Source organism: Ellagibacter sp. (assembly GCF_048412355.1).
Classification (GTDB): Bacteria; Actinomycetota; Coriobacteriia; order Coriobacteriales; family Eggerthellaceae; genus Ellagibacter.
In genome coordinates this window covers 69,604-94,962 of sequence record NZ_DBFSAP010000044.1, presented here as the reverse complement: position 1 = coordinate 94,962, position 25,359 = coordinate 69,604, and the positions used below count along the sequence as shown (strand labels likewise).

The 25,359-nt window shown below is 63.4% G+C and carries 23 protein-coding genes and 1 pseudogene; 5 read left to right on the top strand and 19 right to left on the bottom strand.

Features of this window, described 5'->3' with window-relative positions:
• From ACMRQN_RS06470 to ACMRQN_RS06450, 5 genes and pseudogenes are all read right to left on the bottom strand, one after another.
• Window positions 1-516: hydantoinase/oxoprolinase N-terminal domain-containing protein (locus ACMRQN_RS06470; protein ID WP_418734298.1), on the bottom strand; the 516-nt coding region annotated here is incomplete at its 3' end.
• Window positions 517-519: 3 nt separating this feature from the next.
• Window positions 520-1,623 carry a DUF917 domain-containing protein gene (locus ACMRQN_RS06465; protein ID WP_418734297.1) on the bottom strand — a complete coding sequence of 368 codons (1,104 nt, stop codon included), beginning with the start codon at window positions 1,621-1,623 and terminating at the stop codon, window positions 520-522.
• A gap of 120 nt (window positions 1,624-1,743) precedes the next feature.
• Window positions 1,744-2,838, bottom strand: a complete 1,095-nt coding sequence (locus ACMRQN_RS06460) for a DUF917 domain-containing protein (RefSeq protein ID WP_418734296.1) — start codon at window positions 2,836-2,838, stop codon at window positions 1,744-1,746.
• A 3-nt stretch (window positions 2,839-2,841) separates the two neighbouring features.
• Window positions 2,842-4,245 (bottom strand): annotated as a pseudogene (locus ACMRQN_RS06455) (cytosine permease).
• Between the two features lie 104 nt (window positions 4,246-4,349).
• Complete coding sequence (locus tag ACMRQN_RS06450) at window positions 4,350-5,312, bottom strand: DUF1177 domain-containing protein (protein WP_418734295.1); 963 nt, start codon at window positions 5,310-5,312, stop codon at window positions 4,350-4,352.
• Between the two features lie 134 nt (window positions 5,313-5,446).
• On the opposite strand from ACMRQN_RS06450, the gene ACMRQN_RS06445 reads away from it, so the two are divergent.
• From ACMRQN_RS06445 to ACMRQN_RS06435, 3 genes are read left to right on the top strand one after another with little or no spacing between them, the layout of a single operon-like run.
• Window positions 5,447-6,553, top strand: coding sequence for a DUF917 domain-containing protein (locus ACMRQN_RS06445; RefSeq protein WP_418734294.1), 1,107 nt, complete (start codon window positions 5,447-5,449; stop codon window positions 6,551-6,553).
• The gene (locus tag ACMRQN_RS06440) at window positions 6,553-8,142 is read left to right on the top strand and encodes a hydantoinase/oxoprolinase N-terminal domain-containing protein (RefSeq protein WP_418734293.1); all 1,590 of its coding nucleotides are present in this window, start codon (window positions 6,553-6,555) and stop codon (window positions 8,140-8,142) included. The genes ACMRQN_RS06445 and ACMRQN_RS06440 overlap by 1 nt, the downstream gene beginning before the upstream one ends.
• A 12-nt stretch (window positions 8,143-8,154) precedes the next feature.
• Window positions 8,155-8,982: a nitrilase-related carbon-nitrogen hydrolase gene (locus tag ACMRQN_RS06435; protein ID WP_418734292.1), complete on the top strand. Its 828-nt coding sequence runs from the start codon at window positions 8,155-8,157 to the stop codon at window positions 8,980-8,982.
• Here ACMRQN_RS06435 and ACMRQN_RS06430 read toward each other — a convergent pair.
• The 11 genes from ACMRQN_RS06430 to serS all read right to left on the bottom strand — a co-directional run bounded on the left by ACMRQN_RS06430 (window position 8,882) and on the right by serS (window position 19,862).
• Window positions 8,882-10,144: a purine-cytosine permease family protein gene (locus ACMRQN_RS06430; protein WP_418734291.1), complete on the bottom strand. Its 1,263-nt coding sequence runs from the start codon at window positions 10,142-10,144 to the stop codon at window positions 8,882-8,884. The two genes, ACMRQN_RS06435 and ACMRQN_RS06430, sit on opposite strands and share 101 nt — an antisense overlap.
• Window positions 10,145-10,501: 357 nt before the next feature.
• The gene (locus ACMRQN_RS06425) at window positions 10,502-11,446 is read right to left on the bottom strand and encodes an aldolase (RefSeq protein ID WP_418734290.1); all 945 of its coding nucleotides are present in this window, start codon (window positions 11,444-11,446) and stop codon (window positions 10,502-10,504) included.
• 159 nt (window positions 11,447-11,605) lie between these two features.
• On the bottom strand, window positions 11,606-12,295 hold the full coding sequence (locus tag ACMRQN_RS06420; protein ID WP_418734289.1) for a TM2 domain-containing protein: 690 nt from the start codon (window positions 12,293-12,295) through the stop codon (window positions 11,606-11,608).
• A gap of 146 nt (window positions 12,296-12,441) precedes the next feature.
• A complete protein-coding gene (locus tag ACMRQN_RS06415; protein WP_418734288.1) occupies window positions 12,442-13,335 on the bottom strand; it encodes a TVP38/TMEM64 family protein in 894 nt (297 codons plus the stop codon).
• 39 nt (window positions 13,336-13,374) lie between these two features.
• Window positions 13,375-14,397, bottom strand: coding sequence for a PRC-barrel domain protein (locus ACMRQN_RS06410; protein ID WP_418734287.1), 1,023 nt, complete (start codon window positions 14,395-14,397; stop codon window positions 13,375-13,377).
• 109 nt (window positions 14,398-14,506) lie between these two features.
• Window positions 14,507-15,025 (bottom strand): YtxH domain-containing protein, encoded by a 519-nt coding sequence (locus ACMRQN_RS06405; protein ID WP_418734286.1) that lies wholly within the window; start codon window positions 15,023-15,025, stop codon window positions 14,507-14,509.
• A 181-nt stretch (window positions 15,026-15,206) separates the two neighbouring features.
• Window positions 15,207-16,217 carry a D-alanine--D-alanine ligase family protein gene (locus tag ACMRQN_RS06400; protein ID WP_296059444.1) on the bottom strand — a complete coding sequence of 337 codons (1,011 nt, stop codon included), beginning with the start codon at window positions 16,215-16,217 and terminating at the stop codon, window positions 15,207-15,209.
• A gap of 48 nt (window positions 16,218-16,265) precedes the next feature.
• Complete coding sequence (locus tag ACMRQN_RS06395) at window positions 16,266-17,522, bottom strand: PLP-dependent aminotransferase family protein (RefSeq protein ID WP_418734285.1); 1,257 nt, start codon at window positions 17,520-17,522, stop codon at window positions 16,266-16,268.
• Between the two features lie 20 nt (window positions 17,523-17,542).
• A complete protein-coding gene (locus ACMRQN_RS06390; protein ID WP_296059438.1) occupies window positions 17,543-17,953 on the bottom strand; it encodes a cyanophycin synthetase family protein in 411 nt (136 codons plus the stop codon).
• Window positions 17,953-18,567 (bottom strand): hypothetical protein, encoded by a 615-nt coding sequence (locus tag ACMRQN_RS06385; RefSeq protein WP_418734284.1) that lies wholly within the window; start codon window positions 18,565-18,567, stop codon window positions 17,953-17,955. Before ACMRQN_RS06385 ends, ACMRQN_RS06390 begins: the two co-directional genes overlap by 1 nt.
• Before the next feature lie 5 nt (window positions 18,568-18,572).
• Window positions 18,573-19,862, bottom strand: coding sequence for a serine--tRNA ligase (gene serS, locus ACMRQN_RS06380; protein ID WP_418734283.1), 1,290 nt, complete (start codon window positions 19,860-19,862; stop codon window positions 18,573-18,575).
• Window positions 19,863-20,265: 403 nt separating this feature from the next.
• Here serS and ACMRQN_RS06375 point away from each other — a divergent pair, with 403 nt between their 5' ends.
• Window positions 20,266-20,463: a DUF6724 family protein gene (locus ACMRQN_RS06375; protein ID WP_418734282.1), complete on the top strand. Its 198-nt coding sequence runs from the start codon at window positions 20,266-20,268 to the stop codon at window positions 20,461-20,463.
• A gap of 4 nt (window positions 20,464-20,467) precedes the next feature.
• A complete protein-coding gene (locus ACMRQN_RS06370) occupies window positions 20,468-21,355 on the top strand; it encodes a PfkB family carbohydrate kinase (RefSeq protein WP_418734281.1) in 888 nt (295 codons plus the stop codon).
• An 11-nt stretch (window positions 21,356-21,366) separates the two neighbouring features.
• Here the strand turns inward: ACMRQN_RS06370 and ACMRQN_RS06365 are convergent, their stop codons facing one another.
• The 3 genes from ACMRQN_RS06365 to ACMRQN_RS06355 all read right to left on the bottom strand — a co-directional run bounded on the left by ACMRQN_RS06365 (window position 21,367) and on the right by ACMRQN_RS06355 (window position 25,179).
• On the bottom strand, window positions 21,367-23,487 hold the full coding sequence (locus ACMRQN_RS06365) for a serine/threonine-protein kinase (protein WP_418734280.1): 2,121 nt from the start codon (window positions 23,485-23,487) through the stop codon (window positions 21,367-21,369).
• 104 nt (window positions 23,488-23,591) lie between these two features.
• Window positions 23,592-24,740 (bottom strand): DUF1648 domain-containing protein, encoded by a 1,149-nt coding sequence (locus ACMRQN_RS06360; RefSeq protein WP_418734279.1) that lies wholly within the window; start codon window positions 24,738-24,740, stop codon window positions 23,592-23,594.
• Window positions 24,733-25,179 (bottom strand): GntR family transcriptional regulator, encoded by a 447-nt coding sequence (locus ACMRQN_RS06355; RefSeq protein ID WP_418734278.1) that lies wholly within the window; start codon window positions 25,177-25,179, stop codon window positions 24,733-24,735. The genes ACMRQN_RS06360 and ACMRQN_RS06355 overlap by 8 nt, the downstream gene beginning before the upstream one ends.
• Window positions 25,180-25,359 lie beyond the last annotated feature (180 nt).

The following is a 25,359-nucleotide window of genomic DNA, read 5'->3' as shown; positions in this document are numbered from 1 at the left end:
CATGACCTCGCGGCAGATCTGCGCCGCGCGGCGCTCGTGATCCGCCCGCACGGTGGAAAAGACGCAGGAAATGGCGATGGACTGCACCTTCCCCTTCAGCTCCGCAAAGAACGCCCGCGCGGCGTCCTCGTCCAGCGGCGCGAGTTCCTTGCCGTCGTACTCGAACCCGCCGCCGATGACGGCGCTCTTTTCGCAGATAAAGCGGATGTCCTCCGGCCAGTCCACCATCGGCGGCACGCCCACGGTCGCCGGCGCGCCGATGCGCAAAAGGCCGATTTTGGCCAGATTTTTGCGTTCGACGATGGCGTTGGTGCACTGCGTGGTGCCCAGCATCGCCTGGCTGATGGCCGCGCGATCCACGCCGCTCTGCTCAAGCACGGCGTCCACCGCGTTCATGATGCCGCTGTAAATGTCTTCCGACGTGGGGCTTTTCACCGCAGCCGCCACGTTGAGGTTTTCGTCGATCAAAACGGCGTCCGTGTTGGTGCCGCCGACGTCGATGCCCAGTTTATACATGCTCTAGCCTTCCTTTCGCGCGCTGCGCTTCTCAACGGGAATGTAATCGGTGTCAAGGCCGAAGTAACGCGGCCCCACGAGTTCGAGCCCTGCGGGCGTGCGCCACATGTCGAAGCACTCAAGCCCCACGGCGAGCACGCGCTTGCCGTACTTCAGGGCGTCGGTCGGCACGGGCATGAACGTCTCGGTGTCCACCAGGCAGATGAGGTCGGGCGTGGTGGCGAGGTACTCGCCGCTCACGACGCACGAGAGGTTCTCGTTCTGGAACTCCACGTACGCCTGGCTGCCCTTGTCCTCCCCGATGCCTTCAAGGACGACTTTGCCGAAGTTGAACGCCCCGCGCGTTTCGCGCAGCACGTCGGAGATCTTGCCCTTGAACAGCTTGTGGCCGCCGGCGAACTGCAGGAAGTACTGCTCGGGGGTAAGCCCCGCCTCGCTTGCGCGGTCCTTCGCATGGCGGATGGCGCGGCCCAGCTCCTCGGAGCGGGTGACGATGCCCTTCACGCCGAAGGAGCGGCACGTTTCGGCGTCCATGCAGAACAGCGCGATGGTGAGCGTTCCGCCGCAGGTCATGGTGGCGGCGCGGGCGATGTCCTCGGTCCACTTGTTCGTGACGGTGTCGAGGATGCCGGAGTTGCCCTTCTCGTCGATGAACGCCATGGGGCTGGCCGATGCGCCGCCGATGGTGAACGTGACCATCTGCAGCTCGGGGAAGGCGCGCCCCATGCCGTCGGCGTCGACCATGGGGATGCCCAGGCGCGCTGCGGCGGCGATGGGGACCATGGAGTTCACGCCGCCGGCCTCCATGGGCATGGTGGCGTACACGGGCTTGCCGTAGTAGCGCGATACCATGTCGAACAGCTTGGCGAACTCGTTGGCGCCGACGCCCTTCTCCGTGAGGATGGTGGGGGCGCCCATCGAGGCTGCCGGCATGATGAAGGCGCCGTCGGGAACCTCCTCGGGGTCGATCAGCTTGACCGGCCCGTGCTCTTTGATGGCCTGGATGGCCGTAAGCTTGCCGATGTAGGGATCACCGCCTCCGCCTGCGCCGAGAAGCGCAGCGCCAAGGGCGATGTCCTCAATTTCTTGGATGCCTATTTCTCGCATAGCACCGTTCCCTTCTTGTGGGTTGCCTTCGTTGCGTCGCACGTGGCGAAGCGGGCACGCGCTTATAGGGCCAAACGCCTAAGGCGCACGCCCGCCAGATGATGCGAAAGAGCTCCCGGGCTAGCGTCCGAAGCGCTCGTGGGTTTGTTCGACGGGCGCGTAGGGCACGGAAAGCCCGAAGAACTCAGGGCCGCCCAAAGCGACTCCCGCCGGCGTGCGCCATGCGTCGTCGCATGGCAGGCCGATGAGCATGACGCGCTTGCCGTACTTCAAGGCGTCGGTCGGCACGGGCGTGAACGTGTCGTGGTCGACCAGGCAGATGATGTCGGGCACCGTCATCACGACGTCGTCGCCGATCTGCGCGTAGAGGTTCTCGTTCTGGAACTCGACGAAGCCGGTCTTGCCCTTGTCCTCGCCGAAGCCTTCGAGCACCGCGCGTCCGAAGTTGAACCCGTCGCGCGTCTCGCGCAGCACGTCGGAGATTTTGCCCGTCATGAACAGGTAGGCGCCCGTCTCGCGCAGGAAGTAGTCGCGCGGGGCTTCGTCGCGCACGTCCTTGGCGGTGCGGATGATGCGTCCGAGGCGCTGCGCCAAATCCACCGTACCGAGCACCGCGCTGCGTTTCATCTTCTCGCCCGTCATGGAAGATCCCAGGCAGATGACCTGCCCGCCGCAGGCCGTGGTGACCGCGCGGCCGATAGTTTCGGTCCATGAGTTGTCGATCGTCTCGGTGACGGTGCGGTTACCCTTCTCGTCGACGAACACCATGGGGCTGGTGGGGACGCCGTTGAGCGAGAAGGTGTCCTGCTCAATGCCGGGGAAGGCGCGCCCCATGCCGTCCGCGTTCACGAGCGGGATGCCCGCTCGCGCCGCGGCGGACACCGGGACGAGCGAGTTCAGGCCGCCGGCCTCGGACAACAGGAAGGCGTCGATCTTCTTGCCGATAAGCGCTTCGAGCAGCTCGCGCGCGCGGGCGTACTCGCTGCCATTGGAGCCCTTTTCCAGGGCGACCGTCGGGGCGCCGACGCCGCAGATGGGCGCGACGGTCCAATCGTCGGGGACCTCCTGCGCGTCGAGCATCTTCACCGGACCGTGCTTCTTCACGGCCGCGATGGCCTCAAGCCGGCCCATGTAGGGGTCGCCCCCGCCGCCGGCGCCGAGTAGCGCCGAGCCGAGAGCGATGTCGTCGATGTCGGAAACGTCGATAAAGCGCACGCGCTACGCCTCCTTCTTATTCGGGAACAGGACGATCTTGCCAGGGAAGGCCGGCAGATTGCAGGCCTTGTACACGATGACGTAAAGCACCATGGAGACGACCAGGCCGTTCACCGGCCCCAAGAAAAACGGGATGTCGATAAGCTCAAGGCCCGCGATGCCCGCGAACGTGCCGCCCGTCACCATGGCGATCAGGGCGCCCATGATAAACGACACGAAGCCCGGAACCGAAACGCCCGCCAGCGGTTTGAAATTCTCGGGGCGCGCTTTGCGGATGAGCCAATAGTCGGCAATCATGGTGCCGGCGAGCGCCGGGATCATCGCGGAAAGCACGGTCAGAAACATCGTGAAGTAGTCCATGATGCCGACGGCCGCAAGCACGATGCCGACGGCGCCGGCGATTGCGGTGCACATGCGGTAGCCCTTCTGACCCGTGCCCGCCATGACGGCGAACGCGAGGCCGGCCGAATACGCGTTGCCGACGTTCACCGACCAGGTGGACAGCACGAGCGCCACCAGGCCGACGGCGGCGAAGCCGAGCGAGGCGAGGATCAGCGTGATGTCGCCGCCCGAATCGGGAACGGCGATGGCGAGCATCGCGCCCATCATGAGCACGATCACGTTGGGGGGAAGCACGCCGATGATGCTGGACAGCACGCTGCCCTTGCGGTCTTGGGCGTAGCGCGTGAAGTCGCCGACCGTGGCACCACCGACGGCGAAGAGGCCGACAGCGATGCTGATGCCGGACACCAGGCCGATACCCTCGGCGGGCACGTAGTTGAACAGCGAATCGGTGCCGGAACCAGACAGCGATACGACAAGGCCGTATGCGCAGATGATGAACAGAAGCGGCGCGGCGACGTAGTTCACTCACTTCACGCCGTCGAACCCGACAACGGCGGTCGCGAGCATGAGCACGCCCCAAAACACCGACGAAGCCCAGATGGGAATCTCGAACCCTACCAGGTCGGCGGCCATGATGGAGAACGACGCGCCGCATACGGCCGCCTGCACGCCGAACCAGCCGATGAGCGAGATGCCGATGATGAGGCTGATCAGGTAGCGCCCGCCGGCCTTTCCAAGCGACGCGGTCGACATAGCCGAGGTGGGCAGCCCGACGTCGACGGACTCCATGGCGACGAAGCACATGTAGGCGACGACGATGCCGAAGCCGATGAACGCCGCCAAAAACGCGTCGGAAAGCACGAGGCCGGCGCCGAGCACGGCTCCGGTCATGAGGGTGGACACGTTGAACGCGTTGCCGATCCAGATGCAGGCGATGGGCCACCATCCGCGGCGTTCGCTCTCGGCGACGTGCAGCGATTCTTCGCCGAATTGGCCGTCCAGATCCGACTGGACGGCATTATGTGCGGAAGCCTGCGACGGCTCCGTTTCCCTCGATTGCATTGCTTCTCCGTTCGAATACGTGCGTTGCTTGTGCGGAAGGTCCCGCTCGGCGAGACCCCGTGCAATGCTAGCGTAACGCTGCGGTTTTGTGTGTTAAGAATGCATTACGCGTTGGGATTTTCCGCCGGGAGGTTGCCCATCGTTTGCAGGTGGGCCATGGAGCCGTATCGCTTTACGAACAGGTCAAACTCCTGATCGTCGTAGAACGAGCACGCCCCGGCGCCGAAGGACTTCGCCGCTTCCACCATGAAGGTGCCCGCTTCGTCGAGATCCTCAAGGTGGGTGGCGCCGGTCGCGCAGCCGGCGACGGCGGTCTCGGTGGTGATGGCCACGCCGACGACGGGGGCGGCGGTGGCGGTTGCGGGCTGCAGAATGGAATTCAGGTGGTACAGCCCGTTGCCGTAGGGCGTGATGTCGGCCATGGACAGCGGGAACGTCCGCGCGCGACGGCCCGACGCGATCTCGGCAAGGCTCACGAGGTCTTCGCTCACGCGCAGGATACACCCCTCCTTCACGGTGGGGGATATCGCGAAGCCCCGGTCGTTCATGATGCGGTTGCCCTTGGTGGTGTCCACGACCAGCACGGCGCCCACCGGGCCTTTCCCGATGTCCTCGCGGTTCACGGCCGCCGTGCTCACGGGCGATCCCATGAACGGCACCGGCTTGTGCGGGAAGGTGGGGGCGTGCGGGCACACGTGGGTGGAAACCAGCACGTCGCCTTCGAGCACGTCGCCGCGCGCATGCATGGAAACCAGCTTCGCCGCGCACGCGAGCACCGTGAGTGCGCCGTCGCCGTCGGACACGAACCCGATGCGCTCCGGGCGCGCGCCGAGCCCGCCGAGCCGACCGAGCAGCGCGATGGTCGGGGCGTTGCCGCCGGCAGCGTAGCCGCGCTTTCCGGGGATGTAGACGCGCACCATGTCGGTTGAGCCCTTCTCCCCTTCCAAGATAGAGGTCTGCGCGTCGCAGTCGGCATCGATACTGCGCAGGTACGAAACCACCTCAACCCCGCTTGCCGCCGGCGAATCGAGGATGTCGTACAGGTCTATCAAATGCTTCAAAAGCATGAAACCGCCCCTTTTGTTGTGAGAAAATCAAAACTTGCACGATTGTTCATGATAATGCTTCTTATGCGCCTGAGTGCCACAAGTGCGCGCAGGTGTGTAAAACACGCGATTCCTTAGGAGAAAGGGCGGCATTCGTGAGAAGAAGCATAGGAGTTGAAGAGATCGAGGACATGGCGCTCGGCGCGACGGTTCTCGGCGCGGGGGGCGGGGGAGACCCCTATGTGGGAAAGCTGATGGCGATCGAGGCCATCAGGCGGTACGGAAACGTGGAGCTGGTCAGCCCCGATGAGGTTCCCGACGATGCGCTTGTCGTGGTGTCCCAGATGATGGGCGCCCCGACGATCATGGTGGAGAAGATTTGCAGCGGGCAAGAACCCATGGCAACCTACGACGAACTGGTGCGCGAGCTGGGGCAGGAGCCCTACGCCATCTACGCGGTGGAGGCCGGCGGCGTGAACTCGACGATCCCGTTCATCCTGGGCGCGACGCGGCACATTCCCGTGATCGACTGTGATCTGATGGGCAGGGCGTTTCCCGAGTTGCAGATGACGACGCTCGGCATCAACGGCGTGAAGGGCATGCCGGCGGTGCTTGCCGACGAGAAGGGCAACACGGTGACGGTGCGCGGCATCGACGACCGCTGGCTTGAGCGCATCGCTCGCCAGGCGACGTCGGTCATGGGCGGCTACACCATCTTGGCGTCGTACCCGTGCACGGGCAAGCAGCTGAAGGACTATTGCGTGCGCAACACGCCGACGCTGTGCGAGACCATCGGGCGCACGCTTCGCGAGGCGCGCGAGGAGCATCGCGACCCCATCGACGCCGTGTTGGGCGTGACGAACGGATATCGCCTGTTCAAGGGCAAAGTGCACGACGTGGCGCGCAAGACCGACGGCATGTTCGTGCGCGGCCACGCCATCGTCGATGGGCTGGACGCGGACAAGGGCCGCCAACTGGTCATCGAGTTCCAGAACGAGAACCTCATCGCACGCGTCGGCGACGAGCCGCTTTGCATGGCACCCGACATCATCGTGTCGCTCGACGTGGAATCGGGCCAGCCGGTGACGACCGAGGGCTTGAAGTATGGCGCCCGCATCGTGGTCGTGGGCATGCCGTGCGCGCCGCAATGGCGCGAGCCGCAGGGGCTTGCCGTCGTGGGCCCGCGCGCCTTCGGCTACGACCTGGATTACGTGCCCGTCGAGGAGCTGGCTGCCCAGCATGCGGAAGGAGCGCAGGCATAATGGCTGATACGAACCGTACCTGGAGGCTGGGGATCGACGTCGGAGGCACCAACACCGACGCCGTCATCATCGACGGCGACCTGCAACTGGTCGCCGCCACGAAAAGCCCGACGACCGAGGACGTGATGAGCGGCATTGAGTCGGCCATGCACGAGGTGCTGACGCAGGTCGGCTCCGAGGCGGCGGCGAACATCGGGTTCGCTATGCTCGGCACGACGCATTGCACCAACGCGATCGTGGAGCGCAAGCGCCTGAACAAGGTGGCGGCGCTGCGCATCGGCGCGCCGGCGACCACGGCCGTCAGCTGCATGGCCGATTGGCCGCAGGAGCTCAAAGACGCCATGCGCGTGGGGGATTTCCTGGTGCACGGCGGCAACGAGTTCGACGGTCGCGAGATCAGCCCGCTTTCCGAAGACGAGCTGCGCGACGTGGCGCGCACCGTGCGCGAAGAGGGGTACGAATCCGTGGCGGTGACGAGCGTGTTCTCGCCGGTGTCGGACGCCCACGAGCGTCGCGCCGCCGAGGTCCTTGCCGCTGAGCTGGGCGATGAGTTCCCCATCACGCTTTCGAGCGAGATCGGCTCGCTCGGTTTCTTGGAGCGCGAGAACGCATCCATCCTGAACGCGGCGCTGCACGACGTCGCGCACACGACCGCCGACGGCTTCGAGGCCGCGCTTGCCGCCGAAGGGCTTTCCGACGTGACGGTGTACCTGGGGCAAAACGACGGCACGCTCATGTCCGTTGACTATGCGAAGCGCTACCCCATCTTCACGATCGCCTGCGGGCCGACGAACTCCATCCGCGGCGCATCGTTTTTAACGCACGAGAAGGACGCCGTGGTCGTGGACATCGGCGGCACGACGACCGACGTGGGCGTGCTCGCCCACGGCTTCCCCCGCGAGAGCATGATCGCGGTCGAGATCGGCGACGTGCGCACGAACTTCCGCATGCCCGACCTGGTGTCGGTGGGCTTGGGCGGCGGCTCCATCGTGCGCCAGGCGGCCGACGGCAGCGTGTCGGTCGGCCCGGACAGCGTGGGCTACAAGGTGACGCGCGAGGCGCGCTGCTTCGGCGGCGACGTGCTGACGGCGACCGACATCGTGGTAGCGCGCGGGCAGGCGGCCGGCGTGGGCGACCCCGCGCTCGTGGCCGATCTGGATCCGGGCCTTGCGGATGCGGCGTATGCCGAGATCAAGCGCATCATCGAGGACGCGGTCGACGCCATGAAGACCTCGGCGGGCGATGTGACGGTGATCCTCGTGGGCGGCGGCTCCATCCTGGCGCCCGACGAGCTTGAGGGTGCGGGCAAGGTGCTGCGCCCGGAGAACTTCGGCGTGGCCAACGCCGTGGGATCCGCTATCGCCCAGGTGTCCGGCCAGGTGGCGAAGGTGTTCTCGCTGTCCGAGATCTCGCGCGAGGATGCAATCGCCGCATCGAAGGAACGCGCCTGCGAAGAGGCGATCGACGCCGGCGCCGACCCCGACACCGTGGAAGTGGTGGAGGTCGAGGACATCCCCATGGCGTATTTGGGCGATGCGCTGTGCATCCGCGTGAAGGCCGTGGGCAACCTGCGCGTGGCGCAGCCGTAGCGAGGAGGCGGAGTGGCTAAAGAGGAAAAGATGGTGCGCCTTGCGCTCGTGCAGTTCGAATCCGAGCTGTGCAACGTGGAGGCGAACGTGGCCCACGCCTGCGACATGATTCGCGAGGCGGGTGAGAACGGTGCGGACATGGTCGTGCTGCCCGAGCTGTTCAGCACCGGGTACCAGCTTGATGTGGTGGGCCCGCGCATCGCTGAGCTGGTAGAACCTGTGAATGGCCCGACCGTGCGCGCGCTGCAGGAGGCGGCGGCGGATGCGGGCTCGTACGTGGTTGCAGGGCTGGCGCTTGAGCACGAGCTTGCTGGTGTCGCGTACAACAGCGCCGTGGTGATCAATCGCGCGGGCGAGCTTGTGGGCACCTACGACAAGCAACACCTATGGGCGCTTGAGCGCTTCTATTTCCGCAGCGGGTCGGATACGCCCGTGTTCGACACCGATTTCGGTCGGGTGGGCGTACTGATCTGCTACGACCTGGGGTATCCAGAGGTATCCCGCATGCTGGCGCTGCAGGGCGCCGAGCTTTTGGCGTGCCCCTCGGCGTGGTGCGCCGCCGATATGGACGTGTGGCACATCAACGCGCCGGCTCGTGCGCTGGAAAACACGGTGTACCTCGCGGCGGTGAACCGCTATGGGTTCGAAGAGGGCCTTGAAATGCCTGGTCACACGCTTCTTTGTAACCCCCGAGGCGCCATCATGGGCGAGATTGAGGAAGAGGCAGAAGGCGTGCTGCTCATCGACATCGATTTGGGGAACATCCCGCAGTACCGCGAACGGAGCCCCTACCTGCGCGACCGGCGCCCCGATCTGTACGATCAGGTGCTGCTCCCGTAGGAAGCGAGCAGCCTCGCTGCGCTTCGGGCGCTGGCCGGTATGCGTGCGATCCGGCGAGCGCCTTGCGGTTGCGGCGCAGCACGAAGTAGTCGATCACCATGATGCCGGCGACCGGCGGGATGGCGACGCCGAGCAGCGTGAGGAAGCTCGTGAAGTAGTTGATGATGCCGATCACCGAAAGGAAGGTGCCCACGATGCCGAGCGTCCACACGAGCGCGTTGCGGCTGATCTTCTTGTTGAACAGCGCGTTGATCATCGTGGCAAGGCCGAGCGAGGACGAGTAGAGATTGATGTCGTTGAGCTTCACGGTGGAGGCGACGACGATGATCACGCCGACCACGCTGGAGGTCGCCAGCATGATCTCAGTGACGTTGCTCGTGCCCGTGGCGTGCGCCAGCAGCACGGCCAGCAGGTTCATGCCCAGCTCGCCCACGAACGTGCCGATGAGCGTCATCCAGAACACCTGCGTGCCGTTCTTCAAAAAGCGCGCGTAGTCAGGCGTGCAGATGGCGCCTGCGATGAAGCCGCCGGCGACGATGGTGGTGGCGGCGCCGAACGAAAGCGTCGGTCCTGGAGGAGCCATGCTTATCAGCTGCGCCAGGCTGTGATCCTGCATAACCACCCATGAGGAGTACAGCACCACGAGGATGAACAGGGGCACGAACACCGTCGCGAAGTTCGCGATGGCCTTGATGCCGAAGACCACGAGCAGCGTGATGCCGAGGCCGGTGATGATGGCCCAGATGGGATACTCAAGCCCGCCCAGGAAGTCCGTGAAGGGGATGATGGAGGCCATGCCTTCGCCGAACACGGAGTTCTGCACGCCGAACCATCCGACCATCGAGATGGCCACCACGCCGCCGAACACGGCGGAGCCGCCCTTGCCGAAGCCGCACCATCGCGACAGCAGACTGGTGGACAGGCCCTCGTTCGCGGCAGCGGTGCCGAGCGCCCAGCTGACTACCTGCAGCAGCACCGAGCCGAGCATGGTCGCCCAGAAGGCGTCCCAAAACGTCATGCCGAAGCCGAGCGTCGCGCCCAGCACCAACTGGGACACGCAGCAGATGGAACCGATACGGATGAGCAGAATCTTCCACAGCGGCTCCTTCGCTTCCGCGGGCACGCGCGAAAGCGAATGGTCGATGTCTTCTTGTTTTGCCATCAATGAAACCTTTCTAATGGTGCCGTCCCCCGCGGATGCAAAAAGATCGGCTTTTTCTATAGCCCACTATGATAAAACGCAAGCGTTACGATTGTGTTTCCATCTGCTTTTTTCTACGGCGTAAAGATTGTGGGGGTTTGACCCAACTCCGATGACGATGGCGGGCGCAGCCCGCCTGAGGAAGCGGAGCGGCAAAACGAAAAGAAATTCCTTTATTCTTTTAACGAACAAGCAAAAAGAAAGCGCTTGGGGTGAAATCCACTCCCAAACGCTTTCATAACGTGCCTGCTGTGCGTCAGCTGCGTCCTCAGAGGCGAGCAAGCTCGCCCGCATCGGCGCGCCGACGAGGCCTGTCAGCTACAGGCTGAAATCCTTCTCGCCGTTGAACACTGCGAGGGCGTCGGCAACGGAATAATCAGCCAGCGTAATGGCGCTAATCGCCTTCGTGAGGCGCACCGCCTCGTCGAGCGAACGCTGATGGATGTTACGACCCGTTGCGTTTCCGCAGGCTCCGCCCACATGAATCTGGTCGTAGAGCTGCGTCAGGAACGTCTTCGCATCGACGGTCGAGCCGCCTGCGCACACGAGACCCGTGCGACCCGCGGCCATGGAGGCAACCTTCAGGGCCTCGGCAGGGGTGCGCGTATCGTCGCCTTCGGGCTTCGGCGGATTTACCTTCACGAAGTCGGCGCCGAGGCAAAGTGCCACGCCGGCGGCACCCGCGATAAGGTCGGGGTCCTTCTCGGCGGTGACAGCCTTGCCGCGCGGGTAAATCCACAGCACGACGAGCAGGCCGTTCGCATGTGCCTGCGCGATGAGCTCGCCAGCCTCGGCCATCATGGTGGACTCGTACTCACTGCCCAGGTAGATGGTGTAGCCCAGGCCGACGATGTTCACGCCCGCTTCGCGCATGGCGAGGATGGCGTCCAAATCGTAGAGCTGGGGCGAATAGGGGTCGTCCTGCGAAGTCTTCACCAAGTTGGTCTTGGAGTTCATCTTCACGAGGTAGTTAATCTCGGGATAATCGGCAGCATACTGCGCGATGAGACCGCGCTGACCAGCGAGGACGCCACACACGCCCTGATGGCCGATCTCGAAGAGATGCTCGGGGGCGGCGTCTGCCAGATCGATGCCCTCGCCGTAGAAGTCCTTGTTCAAATGCTCGATCTTCTGGTCGCACGCGAAGAGCATGAGTCGACCGGTTCCACGCGTGGCCTTCAGGTAATTGTCAATGTATTCCTCACGGGACTCGGGCATGACGTCTGCGGGAACACGAACCTGATCACGGGTGATTTTCGGCATGTTGATCCTCCTTTTGGGATGCGATATAAGGCGCCGCGGTCGAAACATCGGCGATTCGCCAGGCGACGCACGGAAGATATTCTAGCAAAAGGGAGGCATGCGCGCCGCACGCGTCGGCGAGCGATATGCGACGCAGGCAAAAGCAATCGGGGCCCGCCGTCAGAACCATTCCTTCTTATTGAAGACGTAGATTTGCTCGAATTCCGTCTGCGATTTGGAAAGATACAGCACGCCCTCGACGATGGAGATGACCACCATGGCAAGACCCGCGAGCCCCAAAGAGAAAATGCTGCCCACGATAGTGACGGCGAGCATGATGAACCCCGGCGTGTTGTAGCCCAGATAGAACTTGTGGATGCCGAGGCTGCCGAGGAAGATGGCCAGAAGCCCCGCCGCCACATGGTCTTTCGTGTTTGGGGCAGCCTGCGCGTAGGGCTGCTGGTACGGCTGTCCGTAAGGCTGCTGCGTGTAGGGCCGGGAATAGGCCTGGTTGGCTTGCCAGGGGCCTTGCGACTGCTGGTAGGTTTGGCCATTTGCCTGCTGGTATGTTTGCCCCCAGACGTCACTCGCCTGCTGGGAGGGCTGGCTCCAAGCGTCTTTGCCCTGCTGGTAGGCCTGGCTCCAGGCGTCGTGACCCTGCTGATTCGGCTGGCTCGCCCCGCTCGGTTGGTTCGCGTCGTTTGGCTGGCTCGCCCCTCCCAGCTGGTCCGCCCCGCCGTCTTCGCTCGATTCCTCGGGCTGGCCGCCCCGAGCCTGCTTCTCGCGCGCCACGCGAAGGCGCTCCTGCGCTTCTTTCAACGCCGCTTCGGCGGCGGCAATCTCGTCGTTCATGTTGTTGGAATCGCTCATGGGAAAACCTTTCGACCTGCGTCCTTTCATTCATAATAGCCGCAGGTAGACGCAACCCGCGATTGCGTTACGCGTCCGTTATCGAGCCGACACCTCGCGGAATACCAGCGCCGGCAAGCGCCGCGCACTTGCCAACTGAACCAACGTTATCGGTCGTTTTCGCCTTTATCGTGATGGAAGAGGTTCATGATCTTGTCGCGGAAGACAATCGCAACGATAGCGATGACCGCGACGACCGCAAAGATGATGAGGCTTTGCGTGATGTTCCCGTCCACCAGGCCATTTGCCGCATAGGTCGAGATGACGATGCCCGGAATGCGACCCACGTTCGACAGGACGAGGAAGTCGCGCATGCGCATATTCGTAAGCGGGACCAGGTACGTGAACGTGTCCTTCGGCATTGCGGGGATCAAGAACAGGATGAACACCACGATGGACAGCTTGCCGCTTTCCTCGAAGGCGCGAAACTTGTCAAGGTATTTCGTGGGAACCATGTCCTGCACGAACGGCGCGCCCAGGCGATGAACCACCGCGAACACAAACGCACTCGAGATGATGCATCCGAGCAAGATGACCGCAGCGCCGAGCCAAGGGCCATACATCATGCCCGCCGCCATCTGAACGACTTCGCCGGGAATGAACGCCACGACGATCTGCATGAACTGCATAGCCAAAAGGATGAGGAATCCCAGAGGGCCCGCGTTGCGCACGTCGTCGATCACGCGGCTGAGCCCGCCCGGCTCGAAGACTTCGTGGATGTAGGGCCAAAGCAGGACCATGATTACCACCATGAGTGCCAAAAATGCGATAAGCCCGCCGAACCTGAAGATGTCGCCGCGCGTCATCTCGCGACCGCGGACCGTCGTGATTTCCTGCGCCTTCTCGCGCACCGCTTCGCGACGCTCGCGAGCGCGCTCCTTTACGGTCTCGCGACGCTCGCCTTCGCACTCGCGTTGAGGCATAGCTTTCCCCTGACCGTTCTTATCGTTCGATGAGGCTTTCACCTGCGGATTATTCAGGCTGATAGTCCCGTTGTTCACTTCGGAATCACTTTCTGCGTTGCTTTGCACACGTCTCACCTAGTCGTCACGACGAGCCTTGTCGAATTCTTCCTTGAACGCGGAGAACATGCCGCCAGCAGCCTTAAGCTGGCTGCCGACCGCGCGCCCGATTCCCTCCGACGCCGAATCTTGAGAAGCCCTTTTCGCCGGCTTCTTCTTCGGGGCCTCATCGGGGACGACCTCAGATGCGTCGTCTTCAGCGTCGTCGACGGCGAGGGCTTCCTCGTCGGCCGAACGCTTCTCGGGCTTGGGGCCGCGCGCCTTGTCGTACTCCTCCTTGAACTCGGAGAACATGCCCGTCGCCTTACCGATTTGCTTGCCGGTCGCGTAAGCTCCCTTGTTTACCGCGTCGCCGGCAACGTGCGCAGCTTCGCTGACCTTGGGTTTCACCTTGTCGACCGCGGCATGCGCCTTGTCCATGGCAACGGCGGTGGCAGCGCCCGCCTTCTCGGCAGCGCCCCCTTCGATCGCGATGTCCGCCGCCTCGTCCTTCACCAGGATGGCGCCGAGAACAGGGTTCTCATCCGACCCTTCGTATTCGCCCGAGAGGGCGCATCCGATGCCGCGACGGAAGCCCAGCACAAGATCGCCCGGGACCGAGCGCGTGCCCAAAAGCGCGTTCGCCGTAGCCCCCGTATCGACCAAGAAAGACTCGACCTTGCCCGTCACCAGGCTGAACGTCACCACTCCGACGGTGCCAAGCGTTGTGCCCGACTCGGTGATCACCGGCATGCCGCCCCAGATGACGCAGTCGTCCAGGCGCACGTCGATCGCCTTGCAGGCCGCCTTGTCGCGCGTTTTCGCGTCATCGGCGAGCACGACGCGCCCGTCCTCGAACTCGAAGCCGTCGAGCGAGACGAACAGGTCCTTGCGGTGAAACATCCAGAGCAAGTCGGGGCGCTTGACCATGATGCCGATGCACCGGCGCTCCTTGGGATGGTAAACGAACGCGCGCACTTTGCCGATGCGCTTCGTCGCGTTCTTCCCGCCCATGACTCGAACGTTGTAAAGCTCCTTGGTTGTGATGAGATTGCTTGTCATTTCGTCCCCGGAAAATCAGAGGGGCGCGCTGTGCGCGGTGGAAACCGCACACGAGCATTGCGCCCCTTTCACATGCGCTCTTGGTGCGAGCGCGTCGTCCTGCTGTTCGTTACGCCTGTTCGCCTTCGGAGGCACCCGCAGCCGGCGCCTCTTCCTGAGCGACCTCGACCGGAATCTCTTCGGAGGCCGCAGCCGCAGACTCCTCGGCGTTCTTGGCGACTTGCGCGGCGATGCGAGCACGGGCGGCCTCAATCTTCTCGCGGAGGTCATCGGTGCCATCGGGAGCAGGCTTCACACCGCTTTTCGCCTCCTGCACACGGGAAGCGGCTGCGCCGTAGATTTCCTGCCCCTTCGAAGCAACGGCGGAAACGACGCTCTGACCCTTGGCGACGGCGTCCTGCGCGAACGACTGAGTGCGCGTAGCAGCCTCAGGACCTGCAACTTCTTCCACAACCTGCTGTGCGGTGGAGGCGGTTTGGGCTCCCAGCTCCTGAGCTTCGCCCCACACGGCATTCGCCTTCTCAGCAACCATGTTGCGAGTCTCGCTGCCCGTGCGCGGTGCGCACAGAAGCGCCGCGACTGCACCGACAAGACCGCCTGCCAGAAAAACTCCGAGTTTGTTGCCCATAACGGCCTCCTTCAAGACGTTTTCTCGATGCGCTCATTATAGGTGCTTGCGAGACGACGCCGCCTAAAATCGCGACCCCTCCACTAATCGGTTGCCGTTTCGTTGAAGAGGAGGCGCGCTTTGGGTACAAGAAAGGCCCGCGAACGGGCCTTTCCTGACGGTTAGATTGCCGACAGACCGCCTAGCAGAAGACGGCGCCGCGCTCTTTCGCGTTGTTGACCAGCTCGTTCAGCACAGCAGATAGGCTCAGCCCGCCCGCCTTGCAAGCCGCGGGGAACAGCGAGGTCTCCGTCATGCCCGGGGACACGTTCGTCTCCATCACGCGCGCCTGGGCACCGTCCCAGATAAGGTCGATGCGGCCCAGGTCGCGAAGGCCGTACGCGCGATACACCTCCAAAACCGCGCGCTCGATTTCAGCACGGATCGCCTGGGCGTCGGCCTCGTTCGAGGAAAGCGACTCGTTGCGTACCGGCGCGTAGTAGTCGACCAAGCTCGCGTCCATGCGGGCGGCGGTGTCGTAGAGCCCGCGCTTGGGAACGATCTCCACCGGGGGCAGCGCATGAGCGTCCCAACCGGTGCCGATGACGGAAACTGCCAGCTCAACGCCTTCGATCCACTGTTCGATGACCACGTGATCGTCGTAGGACAGCGCATCGAGGATCGCCTCGCCCAAGTGATCGATGTCGTCGACGCGGTGCACGCCCATCGCAGATCCGCCGTGCGCCGGCTTCACTGCCACGGGGTAACCGCCATGAACGCGTTCCTCCACCAAGTCGAGCGCCGTCGCGGCACCCATGTCCTTGAAAGCGTCGCGTGCGATGCAGATGCCCTGCGGCCACGAGGCGACCGCCGGCTCGTCGGTGAGCTCGCGATACGCCTCCATCGTCGCATGCAGCGAGTCCTTGTTCTGGGCGCGGCGGCACACGAGCGCGTCGGAGCCGACATAGGGGATGCCCAAAAGTTCGAGCAGGCTCTGGATGGAACCATCCTCGCCGTGCTTGCCGTGAAGCGCGCTGTAGCACACGTCGGGGCGCTCGCTGCGCAGCGTGGGCACCAGCTCGCGCGTCGTGTCGAGCGGGACGACCTTATGCCCGGCTTCCTCGAGCGCAGCGCACACGTTCTTGCCGCTAGCCAGCGAAAACTCTCGCTCGAACGAGGTTCCGCCCATCAAAACCGCAACTTTGAGACCCATGTTGTTCCCTTTCGATAACGCCGTTCGCACGGCGCGGAATGTTTGCCGCTATTCTTCCGGCACCTTGATGGCGCCCGCGTCGATGAACGCGCGATAAAGCTCCAGGCGTTCCTCGATCACCTTCGCCAGGCGACGGATCGCCTCCGTGATGTTCTCGGGCGTTTCGTAGCTGAAGTTCAAGCGCATGCAGTTTCTGCCCGTCACGCCGTCGACATAGAAGCTGTCGCCCGGGCAGAACGTCACGCCCGCTTCGAGCGCGTCGGCAAGCATGCTGCCCGTGTCCACGTACTCCGGCAGCGTGACCCACAAAAAGAAGCCGCCCTCCGGATGCGTCCACGACGCCTCGGGCGGGAAATACTCCTCGAGCGCGGCGAGCATGGCGTCGCGCCGCTCACCGTAGGTCTTGATAAACTTCTGCAGCGTGCGCTGCCACGGCGTATCCGTGAAGTAATGCTCAACCACGACCTGATCAAACGTCGAACCGCACAAATCGGCACCCTGCTTCACCAGGCTGATGCGCGCGAGCACGTCGACGGGTGCGCAGATCCAGCCGATGCGAAGGCCTGGCGCGAAGATCTTCGAGATGGTGCCCAGGTAGATAACGCGATCGTCCTGCGCCTTCAGCGGAACCATGTGCCCGCCCTCGTAGCGCAAGCGCCCGTAGGGGTCGTCCTCGATGATCATGAAATCATACTCATGCGAAAGCTCGATGAGGCGCTTGCGGCGCTCGCCCGTCATGGTGACGCCGCCAGGGTTCTGGAAGTTGGGGATGGTGTAGAGCATCTTCAGGCGCTTGTTGCCCTTGCCGATGCGCTTGAGCTCCTCTTCCAGCAGATCCATGCGCATGCCCTCATCGTCGAAGGGCACAGAGTGAATCTCGGGCTCGTAGGCGTTGAATGCGGAAAGCGCCGTTAAGTAGGTAGGGCCTTCCACCAAGACGATGTCGCCCTTGTCGAGAAACGTCTCGCCGAGCAGATTCAATGCCTGCTGGGCGCCGGATGTGAGCAGCATCTCCTCGGGCTTCACGCGGACGCCGATGTCGCGCATGATGTCGCAAAGCGCCTGACGGGTTTCCAGTCGGCCGTTCGTCGAGCCGTACTGCAGGGCAACGGCGCGCTCGTCGGTGATGGCGGCGTGCACCGCCTTCTGGATGGCGCGCTGCGGAAGGAGCGACACGTCGGGCATGCCGCCGGAAAGCGAGATGATGTCCGGGCGAACCGCCGCCGCGAAAAGGTCGCGCACGGCGCTCGAGCGCAGATTCCGCACGCGGTCGGCGATCTTGTCGCTCGTTTGGTCGAATTTCATGTGTGCCGTAGTCATGATGCTTAGAGTACCACCGCCTCGTTAATCGCGCAGAGGGCATCTTTAAAAGCACGCAGGGCCACCAAATCGTCCGTGAAATTCACTTCCACGCGCGCGAGGCCTCGCTGCTCGTCGAGCCACTGCGTCGTTCCGACGTACGTAAAGCTTTGTGACAGAGTACCGCTTTTCTCGGCCGCCACCTGCAAATCGATGACGAGGTGCTCAAGCAAGTGGGGCAACGGCGTATGATCGATCACCGCGCCGAAGGTGGGGCCCTCGTCGTTCACGCATGCATGGCGCACCAGGTTGGGAAACCGCGCACAGATGCGCGAGGCGAGCTCGGGCGTCGTTGTGCGGAATCCGGCGGCGACGTCGATGTTCGCCTCGATTCGCCGTGGGCGCACGCAGATGCGCGAGGCGCGGATGACCTCCATCACGCGCCCTGGGATGCGGCCTGGGACGCAGCCGTCCCAGACGCAGCCCCCGACGACGAGTCCTGCGGCGCGCGGGTGAGGACCATGGTCGAATCGCCCGAAAGCTCGGGGCTCGCCTGTTCTCCCTGAATAGCGCGGCCGAGAGCGGCAATCGTCCAAGAGATGTCCTCGGAGAGCGAATTTCCCCAGGTAGTTTCCCCATCACGCAAGGCAAGCGTCTGCCTGTCGAGCGAGAAGCGATAGCGCGCCTCGCCTTCCAAGTTACCGAAAGAGAGCGAAAGCGTCTTCGCACCCTCGTCGATCGCGTAGGAATACGTGACGTCGTCGGCGAGCTTGATGCCGTCTGCCGTGACGTCGACCGTCTTCTGCGTACCAGCGATGTACCACGTGCCCTGGATATCCTGCGCGTCATTCGCGAACGTCCAGCGCCAACAGGAGAAGGCGACGACGACGGCCACCACAACGAGCACCACGGCGCCAGCGACGACGAAAGGCCACTTCCTGCGCTTTTTCACGGAAGAAGGGCGGGGGGCGCCCCCGCGATCACGCGACGATGCGCCCCCCGTGCGCGCGGACGGCCGAGCGCCCGCGCGTTGTTGATTGTGAGAATCCACGCTCGTTATTCCACCGGTTTGATGACGTCGGTGCCCATGTAGGGAACAAGAACGTCAGGAACCTTGATGGTGCCATCAGCCTGCTGGTAGTTTTCCATGATAGCGGCCATGGTGCGGCCCGCGGGCAGGCCGGAGCCGTTCAACGTATGCAGGTAGCGCGAGCCCTTGAAGTTCGCCGGGTCGCGGTACTTGATGTTGGCGCGACGCGCCTGGAAGTCACCGCAGTTCGAGCAGCTGGAGATTTCCTTGTAGCCGTTGTAGCTGGGCAGCCACACCTCGACGTCGTAGGTCTGGCGCGCGGAGAAGCCCAGGTCACCCGTGCACAGCGAGATGACACGGTACGGAAGGCCGAGCTGCTGGAGCAGGTATTCCGCCTCGGCGGTCATGCTCTCGAGCTGGTTGTCGGAGTCCTCCGGCGTGGCGAACTTCACCATTTCAACCTTGTCGAACTCGTGCTGGCGGATGATACCGCGCGTGTCGCGGCCCGCCGAGCCCGCCTCTTCGCGGAAGCACGGGGTGAACGCGGTGTACCAGCGCGGCAGCGTGTCAGCGTCGAGTACCTCGCCCGCGTGCAGGTTCGTGAGCGTGACCTCGGCGGTCGGGATGAGGAACATGTCGCCCGACACGTGGTAGGCGTCGTCTTCGAACTTGGGCAGCTGGCCGGTGCCCACCATGGTCTCGCGCTTCACGACCACAGGCGGCCACCATTCCTTGAAACCGCGGGAGGTGTGCGTGTCGAGGAAGTAGTTGATGAGCGCGCGCTCGAGGCGTGCACCTGCGCCACCGAGCACGGTGAAGCGGCTGCCGGAGATCTTGTTGCCGCGCTCGAAATCGAGAATGTCGAGGTCAGTGCCAAGATCCCAGTGGGGCTTGGGCTCGAAGCCCTCGGCCGCGAAGTCGCGCGGGGTGCCCCAGCGACGGCGCTCGGGGTTCTCGGTCTCGTCCTTGCCGACGGGCGTCGCGGCGCAGGGGATGTTGGGCACATGCAGCATAAGGTCGGTGAGCTCGGCATCGACGGCCTCGCGCTTCGCGGAGATCTCGTCGAGCTCCTCATTGATGGCACGGACGCGCTCCTTGGCTGCCTCGGCCTCGTCCTTCTTGCCCTCGCGCATCATCTCGCCGATAGACTTCGATGCGGTGTTGCGCTCCTGCTGCAGCGCCTCCTCCTTCACGATGGCGGCGCGACGGCTCTCGTCGAGGCTTGAGAAGCGCTCCGCATCCCATGAAGCGTTGCGGTTCCTCATCGCCTCGGCGACTGCTTCTTGGTTTTCGCGGACGTACTTGATGTCTAACATGAGACGCGCTCCTTCTTGCCTTCGGGCCGTCGCTGCGCACACCTCGCGCGCAGCCTTGTTTTACACGGTCGAACCAGTATAGCGCAGCGAAAACCTCACGGGCCCGCATGCCCAAGCCTTCACGCGAAACGAAGACGCGAGCGGAGCGAAACACGCGTTGTTTTGTTCAGCATGCTGGACGGATTCCCCTGCATTTTGTTCAGTATGCTGGCCAGATGGCCCTCCGTCATCGGCGCCCGACAGCTTTGCGCAAGAAGCCTAACGAGCGCAATTAATTGCCCAGACCTTCCCCGAACGTGGAATCTTCGCGCGAGGTGTGCGCGGTATACTGGTTCACGTTATGCTTATGCGGTTGCGGCAACGAGCCGCAACACGCCACCTCCGAAGAAGCAACGAGGCCAACATGGATATTACCGAGCTGTACCATTTTCTTTTCGAGACGCCTGAAGGTGTCGGATGCCTGGTCGGCATCTGCCTGGTGCTGAGCCTGATCGTCTGCGTGATCATGGAGCGCCGCACACGCAAGCGTTTCGCGGACCGTCCGAAGGGCGAAGACGATTGGTCGATCTTCGACGATGACGACGAGGAAAAGGAAGACTAGCATCATGACAAGCGCGAACGACCTGCATCTCTACGAGCGCCGTGGCGACTACATCCCGCGCGTCGCCGCCGTCCACGATCTGTGCGGGTACGGGAAATGTTCGCTCGGCGTGGCGATTCCCGTGCTTTCCGCCGCCGGCTGCGACGTGTGCCCCGTGCCGACGGGGCTGTTCTCCAGCCACACCGCCTTCCCCGGCTGGTACATGCACGACACGACGAGCATCATGGAAGATTACACGAACGCGTGGAAGGGCATCGGAGTCGAGATCGACGCCGTGTACTCTGGCTTTCTGGGCGCGCCCGAGCAAGTCGATCGCATTCGCGATTTGTATGCCACCTACCCGAGCGCACTGCGCGTAGTCGACCCCGTTATGGCCGATCATGGCAAGGTTTATCCCACCTATACGCCCGAGCTGTGCGACGCGATGGCTGAACTTGCGGCGGGCGCCGACATCCTCACGCCGAACCTCACCGAGGCCGCCATCATCCTGGGCGAGCCCATCGGCGACGACTGGTGCGGCACCGACATCTCCGACGCCGAGGCGGCGCGCATGATCGATGCGCTCGTCGCGAAGGGCGCCAAGCACGTGGTGCTCAAGGGCATCCAGCGCGAGGGCGAGAGCGTCATCCGCAACTTTGTGGGCGGCGTGGACTGCGACATGTTCGAAGCAGCGAATGAATACTTGCCCTACATGCTGCACGGCACGGGAGACTTGTACTGCTCCTGCCTGATGGCGGCCGTCATGGCTGGTCGCAGCCTACGCGACGCTGTCGTGTTCGCGGGCGACTTCACGCACGACGCGATGATCGTGTCGGCCAAGCAGCCCGATTTCAAGAACCGCGGCGTGAGCTTCGAGCCGCTTTTAGGGAAGGTCGCCGAGCTTCTAGGGTAGAAGCGAGCGGCTTACTGCCTGATTTTGTCGGGAATGCCCAGAGCGGCAAGCACGACGCCCGCAAGTCCGGGCACGATCGAGCCGATGAGCGCCATCGTCCCCGGCGGCGTCCACGACGCGGGGTTCGCCGCCCACGCGGCAGCGCAGACGCCCAGTACGAGGACGACGGTCCCCACGAGCGCGGCTGCGACATCGACCTTGCGCGACATCCCCCAGCGGGAAAGCGCGCTCATCGCCGCCGCAGCGATAACCCAGCTCACGAGCACGCACCACGTGCCCGGCTTCAGCAGCATCCCGCCAAGGCGCGCTTGCGTTTGCGCACCGATTCCCGTGCTCGAAAGCACCGCCGACGCTACCGCATCGGGGTCGGCAACAGCGTTGCTTCCCGCCGAAACCGCGCCCGACATCGTTGCGTAATCCCAGTACATCGGCGCGTTCCAGTCAATCATGCCCGACGTGCCCAAGCTGCCAAGTGCAAGTGCGCAAAGCCCGGCGAACGCCGCCGTTGCCGCCGCGCGGGCAACCGAGACGATGAGGCTGCCCGCAACAACCGTCGAGAGCGGCGCGAAACCGACCGCCCCCGAAAGCGGGCCCAAAAGGGCTGCGACTGCAGGCGCATCGGAGCCGCGCGCGGCGAACCACCACCAGGCAACAGTGCCGAGGAAGAGAAGGATCCCCGGCGCGTAGGCGCCGTTCGCCGTGAGGGACACTCCCAAGATGGCGAACGCCGAGAGCGCTCCCACGTGGGGCTTTATCGACGCGAGCACGCACACCACCGCAAGCAGGCCCCAAAACACCGGGTTCGAGAACGCGCCAGGGCCGAAGGCGGGGAAGTTCACGAGCGCGACCGCGCCCACCAAGGCTGCCGCGACGACAGACACCACGCGCGCAACCACTGCCATCACGCGGGGCGTCAAGTGCTCGGCGAAGGGGACGCGCGGTGCCGCAAGCGCAGGTTCCCCTTCGCCGTCCTCGTCTTCCCCTTCCCCATCGACGCCGTTGACCAGGCGCGATAGTTCCGCTTTACCCGCCCTCACATCGCCCAAGTAGGGCATGAGCTCCTCGTCGAAATCCCGTACCGTGGCGTAGCGTTCCGCCGGGTCAGGGTCGAGCGCGTAGAACATCACGTCGTCGATGCCCTCTTCCACGTCGTCCCAGCACAGCGAGGGAAGCACGAGCTCGGCGTTTTCTATCGCCGCCGCGGCACGGGGCAGGTCGCGCGCGAAGAAGGGATTGTCACCCACGAGCATCTCGTAGGTCAGGCTCGCAAGCGCCCATTCATCGCAGCGGACGTCGAGCGCCTCGGAGCGCATCTGTTCGGGCGGCATATACCCGATCGTGCCGCCACCCGCACGCCCCGTGCCGTTGGCATCGGCGAGGGTCGCCAAGCCGAAGTCGGTCACCTTCACCTCGCCCTGGCGGTTGATCAGCACATTCGCGGGCTTGATGTCGAGATGCAGCACGTTGTGGGAATGCGCGACTTCAAGCGCATGCGCGATGCTCGAGAACACGTGCGCAACCACATCGAGCGTGAGGTCGCCATCATGCTCGCGCAAGAACCGCTCGAGCGTCGTCCCCTCCACGTACTCCATGATGAGATACGCCGTGGAATCCTTGACCTCGAAGTTGTACACCGTGACGATGTTCGCATCGCTGAACTGGGCGATCGCCCGCGCTTCCGCGAGACCAGGGATGTCGGAAGCGAATTCGTCGGGAGAGCAGAAATCTTCGGGGCCTTCATGATTTTCGAAGTCGTCAGAGCCGACGGGGCCACGGTCCGACCCGAAGCCCGAAGCAAAATCCCCTGGCAAAGCCGCGAGCGCGGAGGACGCTGCCGCCCCCACATCTTCGGGAGCGTCTTCCCAGGGGGGAATGTCCTCAAGGCGAACGACCTGCGTTGGCGCCGATGGCGCGGCCTCGCCTTCGACGCGCACATGACGGGCCGCCTTCGGCTGATCGGCGGGCGCGACCCGGCTTAAGGAGTCAGGCGACGCCTTCGGCAGCTCGATGCACTTGATGGCGACCTTGCGGCGCATCTGCGTATCCCATGCGACCTGCACCGTCGCGAAGCCTCCCGCGCCGGCTTCCGACATCGGGCGATAACGATCGAGTATGAGCTGTTTGCCTGCCATGCGACTCCGAGTCCGTTTGAGCTGCGTTTGCTATCGAGAAGTATAGCCAAGCTTGGCCCGCGCGTCCCCTTCGAAAGCAAGATGCGTCACGCGCCCCAAAGCCCCTACATTAGGAATATGCAAGCAGCCACGAAGGCAATCGAAGCCAGCGTGAACCCTCCGACGATGAGCCACGCCGCGGGGCGCGCCCAATTCATCGTCCAGCCTACGCCGAATCGCTTGGGCAGAATCAGGCTCGCATCGTCTTTGTTCCAGTAGAAGATACCCGCCTTCCAGTGCTCGTCGTTGTCGGCGATCATGTCGCCGTTTTCTTCCAAACGCTTGACCAGGCGCGACCCCGATTGTCCGTAGACGACGGAGACGGCGATCGTCGCACCGACTAAAACCAAGGTCGCCACAATGATCAGCGCAACGGTCACGAACATCGACAGGATCTCCGCCATCATCAAAATCATCACGATCCCCAACACCGCCGTAAGCACCGATCCGCCAACGAGAAGCAGAATGCATTCGGCGCGGGCAAAAGCCCCGTAGGCATACGCCGAGATGGCGGGTCGTGCAGGGTCGATGTCTTTCTTCGACCGAATCGTCATCCAGTGGCTGAAAATGAAGCACGCAGCCATGAACACCTCGAACAACAAGGGGAACGCGATGAGCGCAGGGCCTTTCGGCGTCCACTGGTTCACATTTCCCGCGAAGTCGAAATTCGTAGGGACCAAATCGGGGGTGGACGGATAAAGCGCAAGGCCAATGGCGAGCGTGATGAGCACAATGGGCACGTACACCACGTTCCATGCGAGCGACGGCGGCACGGGCGCCTCCTCGAAGCCGATGAGCGCAACGGCCTCATCGCGCTCGGCTTTCCAACCCTCTTCCCTCTTGATGGCCTCGACCCTTTTGCGGTAGTGAAGCATCAGCGCGAACGACGCGACCAGGGGTATCATTGCTGCCACGACAATTGCCGCAACAAGAATTGCGTTCAACGAATCGGAATCGACCGCCGAGCCCATCTTCCCGAGGGTAACGCTCGAGACGGCGCCAAGCGCGACCGCGCAGATAAGGGTCACCGTGAGGACTGCCGCCGCATAGCGCTTCCGGAAGGCAAGAAAGCGCTTGTCGGCCTGCGCCGATTCGGGGATGGTCACCGCGAAGCACTCGCCTTTCTTCATGAACCACGGCGTTGCAGCAAGAAGCGCTCCGGAGAGAAAAATAATCGCAACAAGAAACACCATAAGGATGAGAGAATCAGTCATTAACGACCTCCTTTTGGGGCAAGTTGTTTTTGCTACTTGAGAGACCTTCGATTTCGAAAGCGCGCGCGACCTGGGATTTCGCAATAGACATAAAGCTTTCGGGCGTGCCACCTCGCGCGCGGTGTTCGAGCGCCAGACGGTAGATCCCACTCGCCATTCGCTCGTCGTCTATCGTCTGATGGCTTGGCGCGCCGATGCTTTGCGCGTTTGCGATGAAAGCGCCCTTGCGTCCCCGCATGGCAACGTACCCCTCGTCCCGCAAAACGGCATACGCCTTGTTGACCGTGTGGAGGTTGATGCCCAAATCGGCCGCAAGTTGACGAACGCTCGGGAGGCTATCGCCCGGGGAGAGCTCACCACGCGCGATTCCCTCGATAATTTGATCGCGAATCTGCAGGTAGATGGGGACTTCGTCCGATTGATCGATTCGAATGATCACAGGTGCCTCCTCGCATAATTGATGGGTTTGATTTGCTGGGCAAGTCGGTTCCTCGCATTGACTTTTCATTTTGTTCTATTGGTAATATAACAGATAGAACAACACAATGCAATCAGGCAGGCGCCAAGGAGTAGCCCCGACAATCACGCGCCGGCGCAGAGCGAACAATCGAACGCGCGG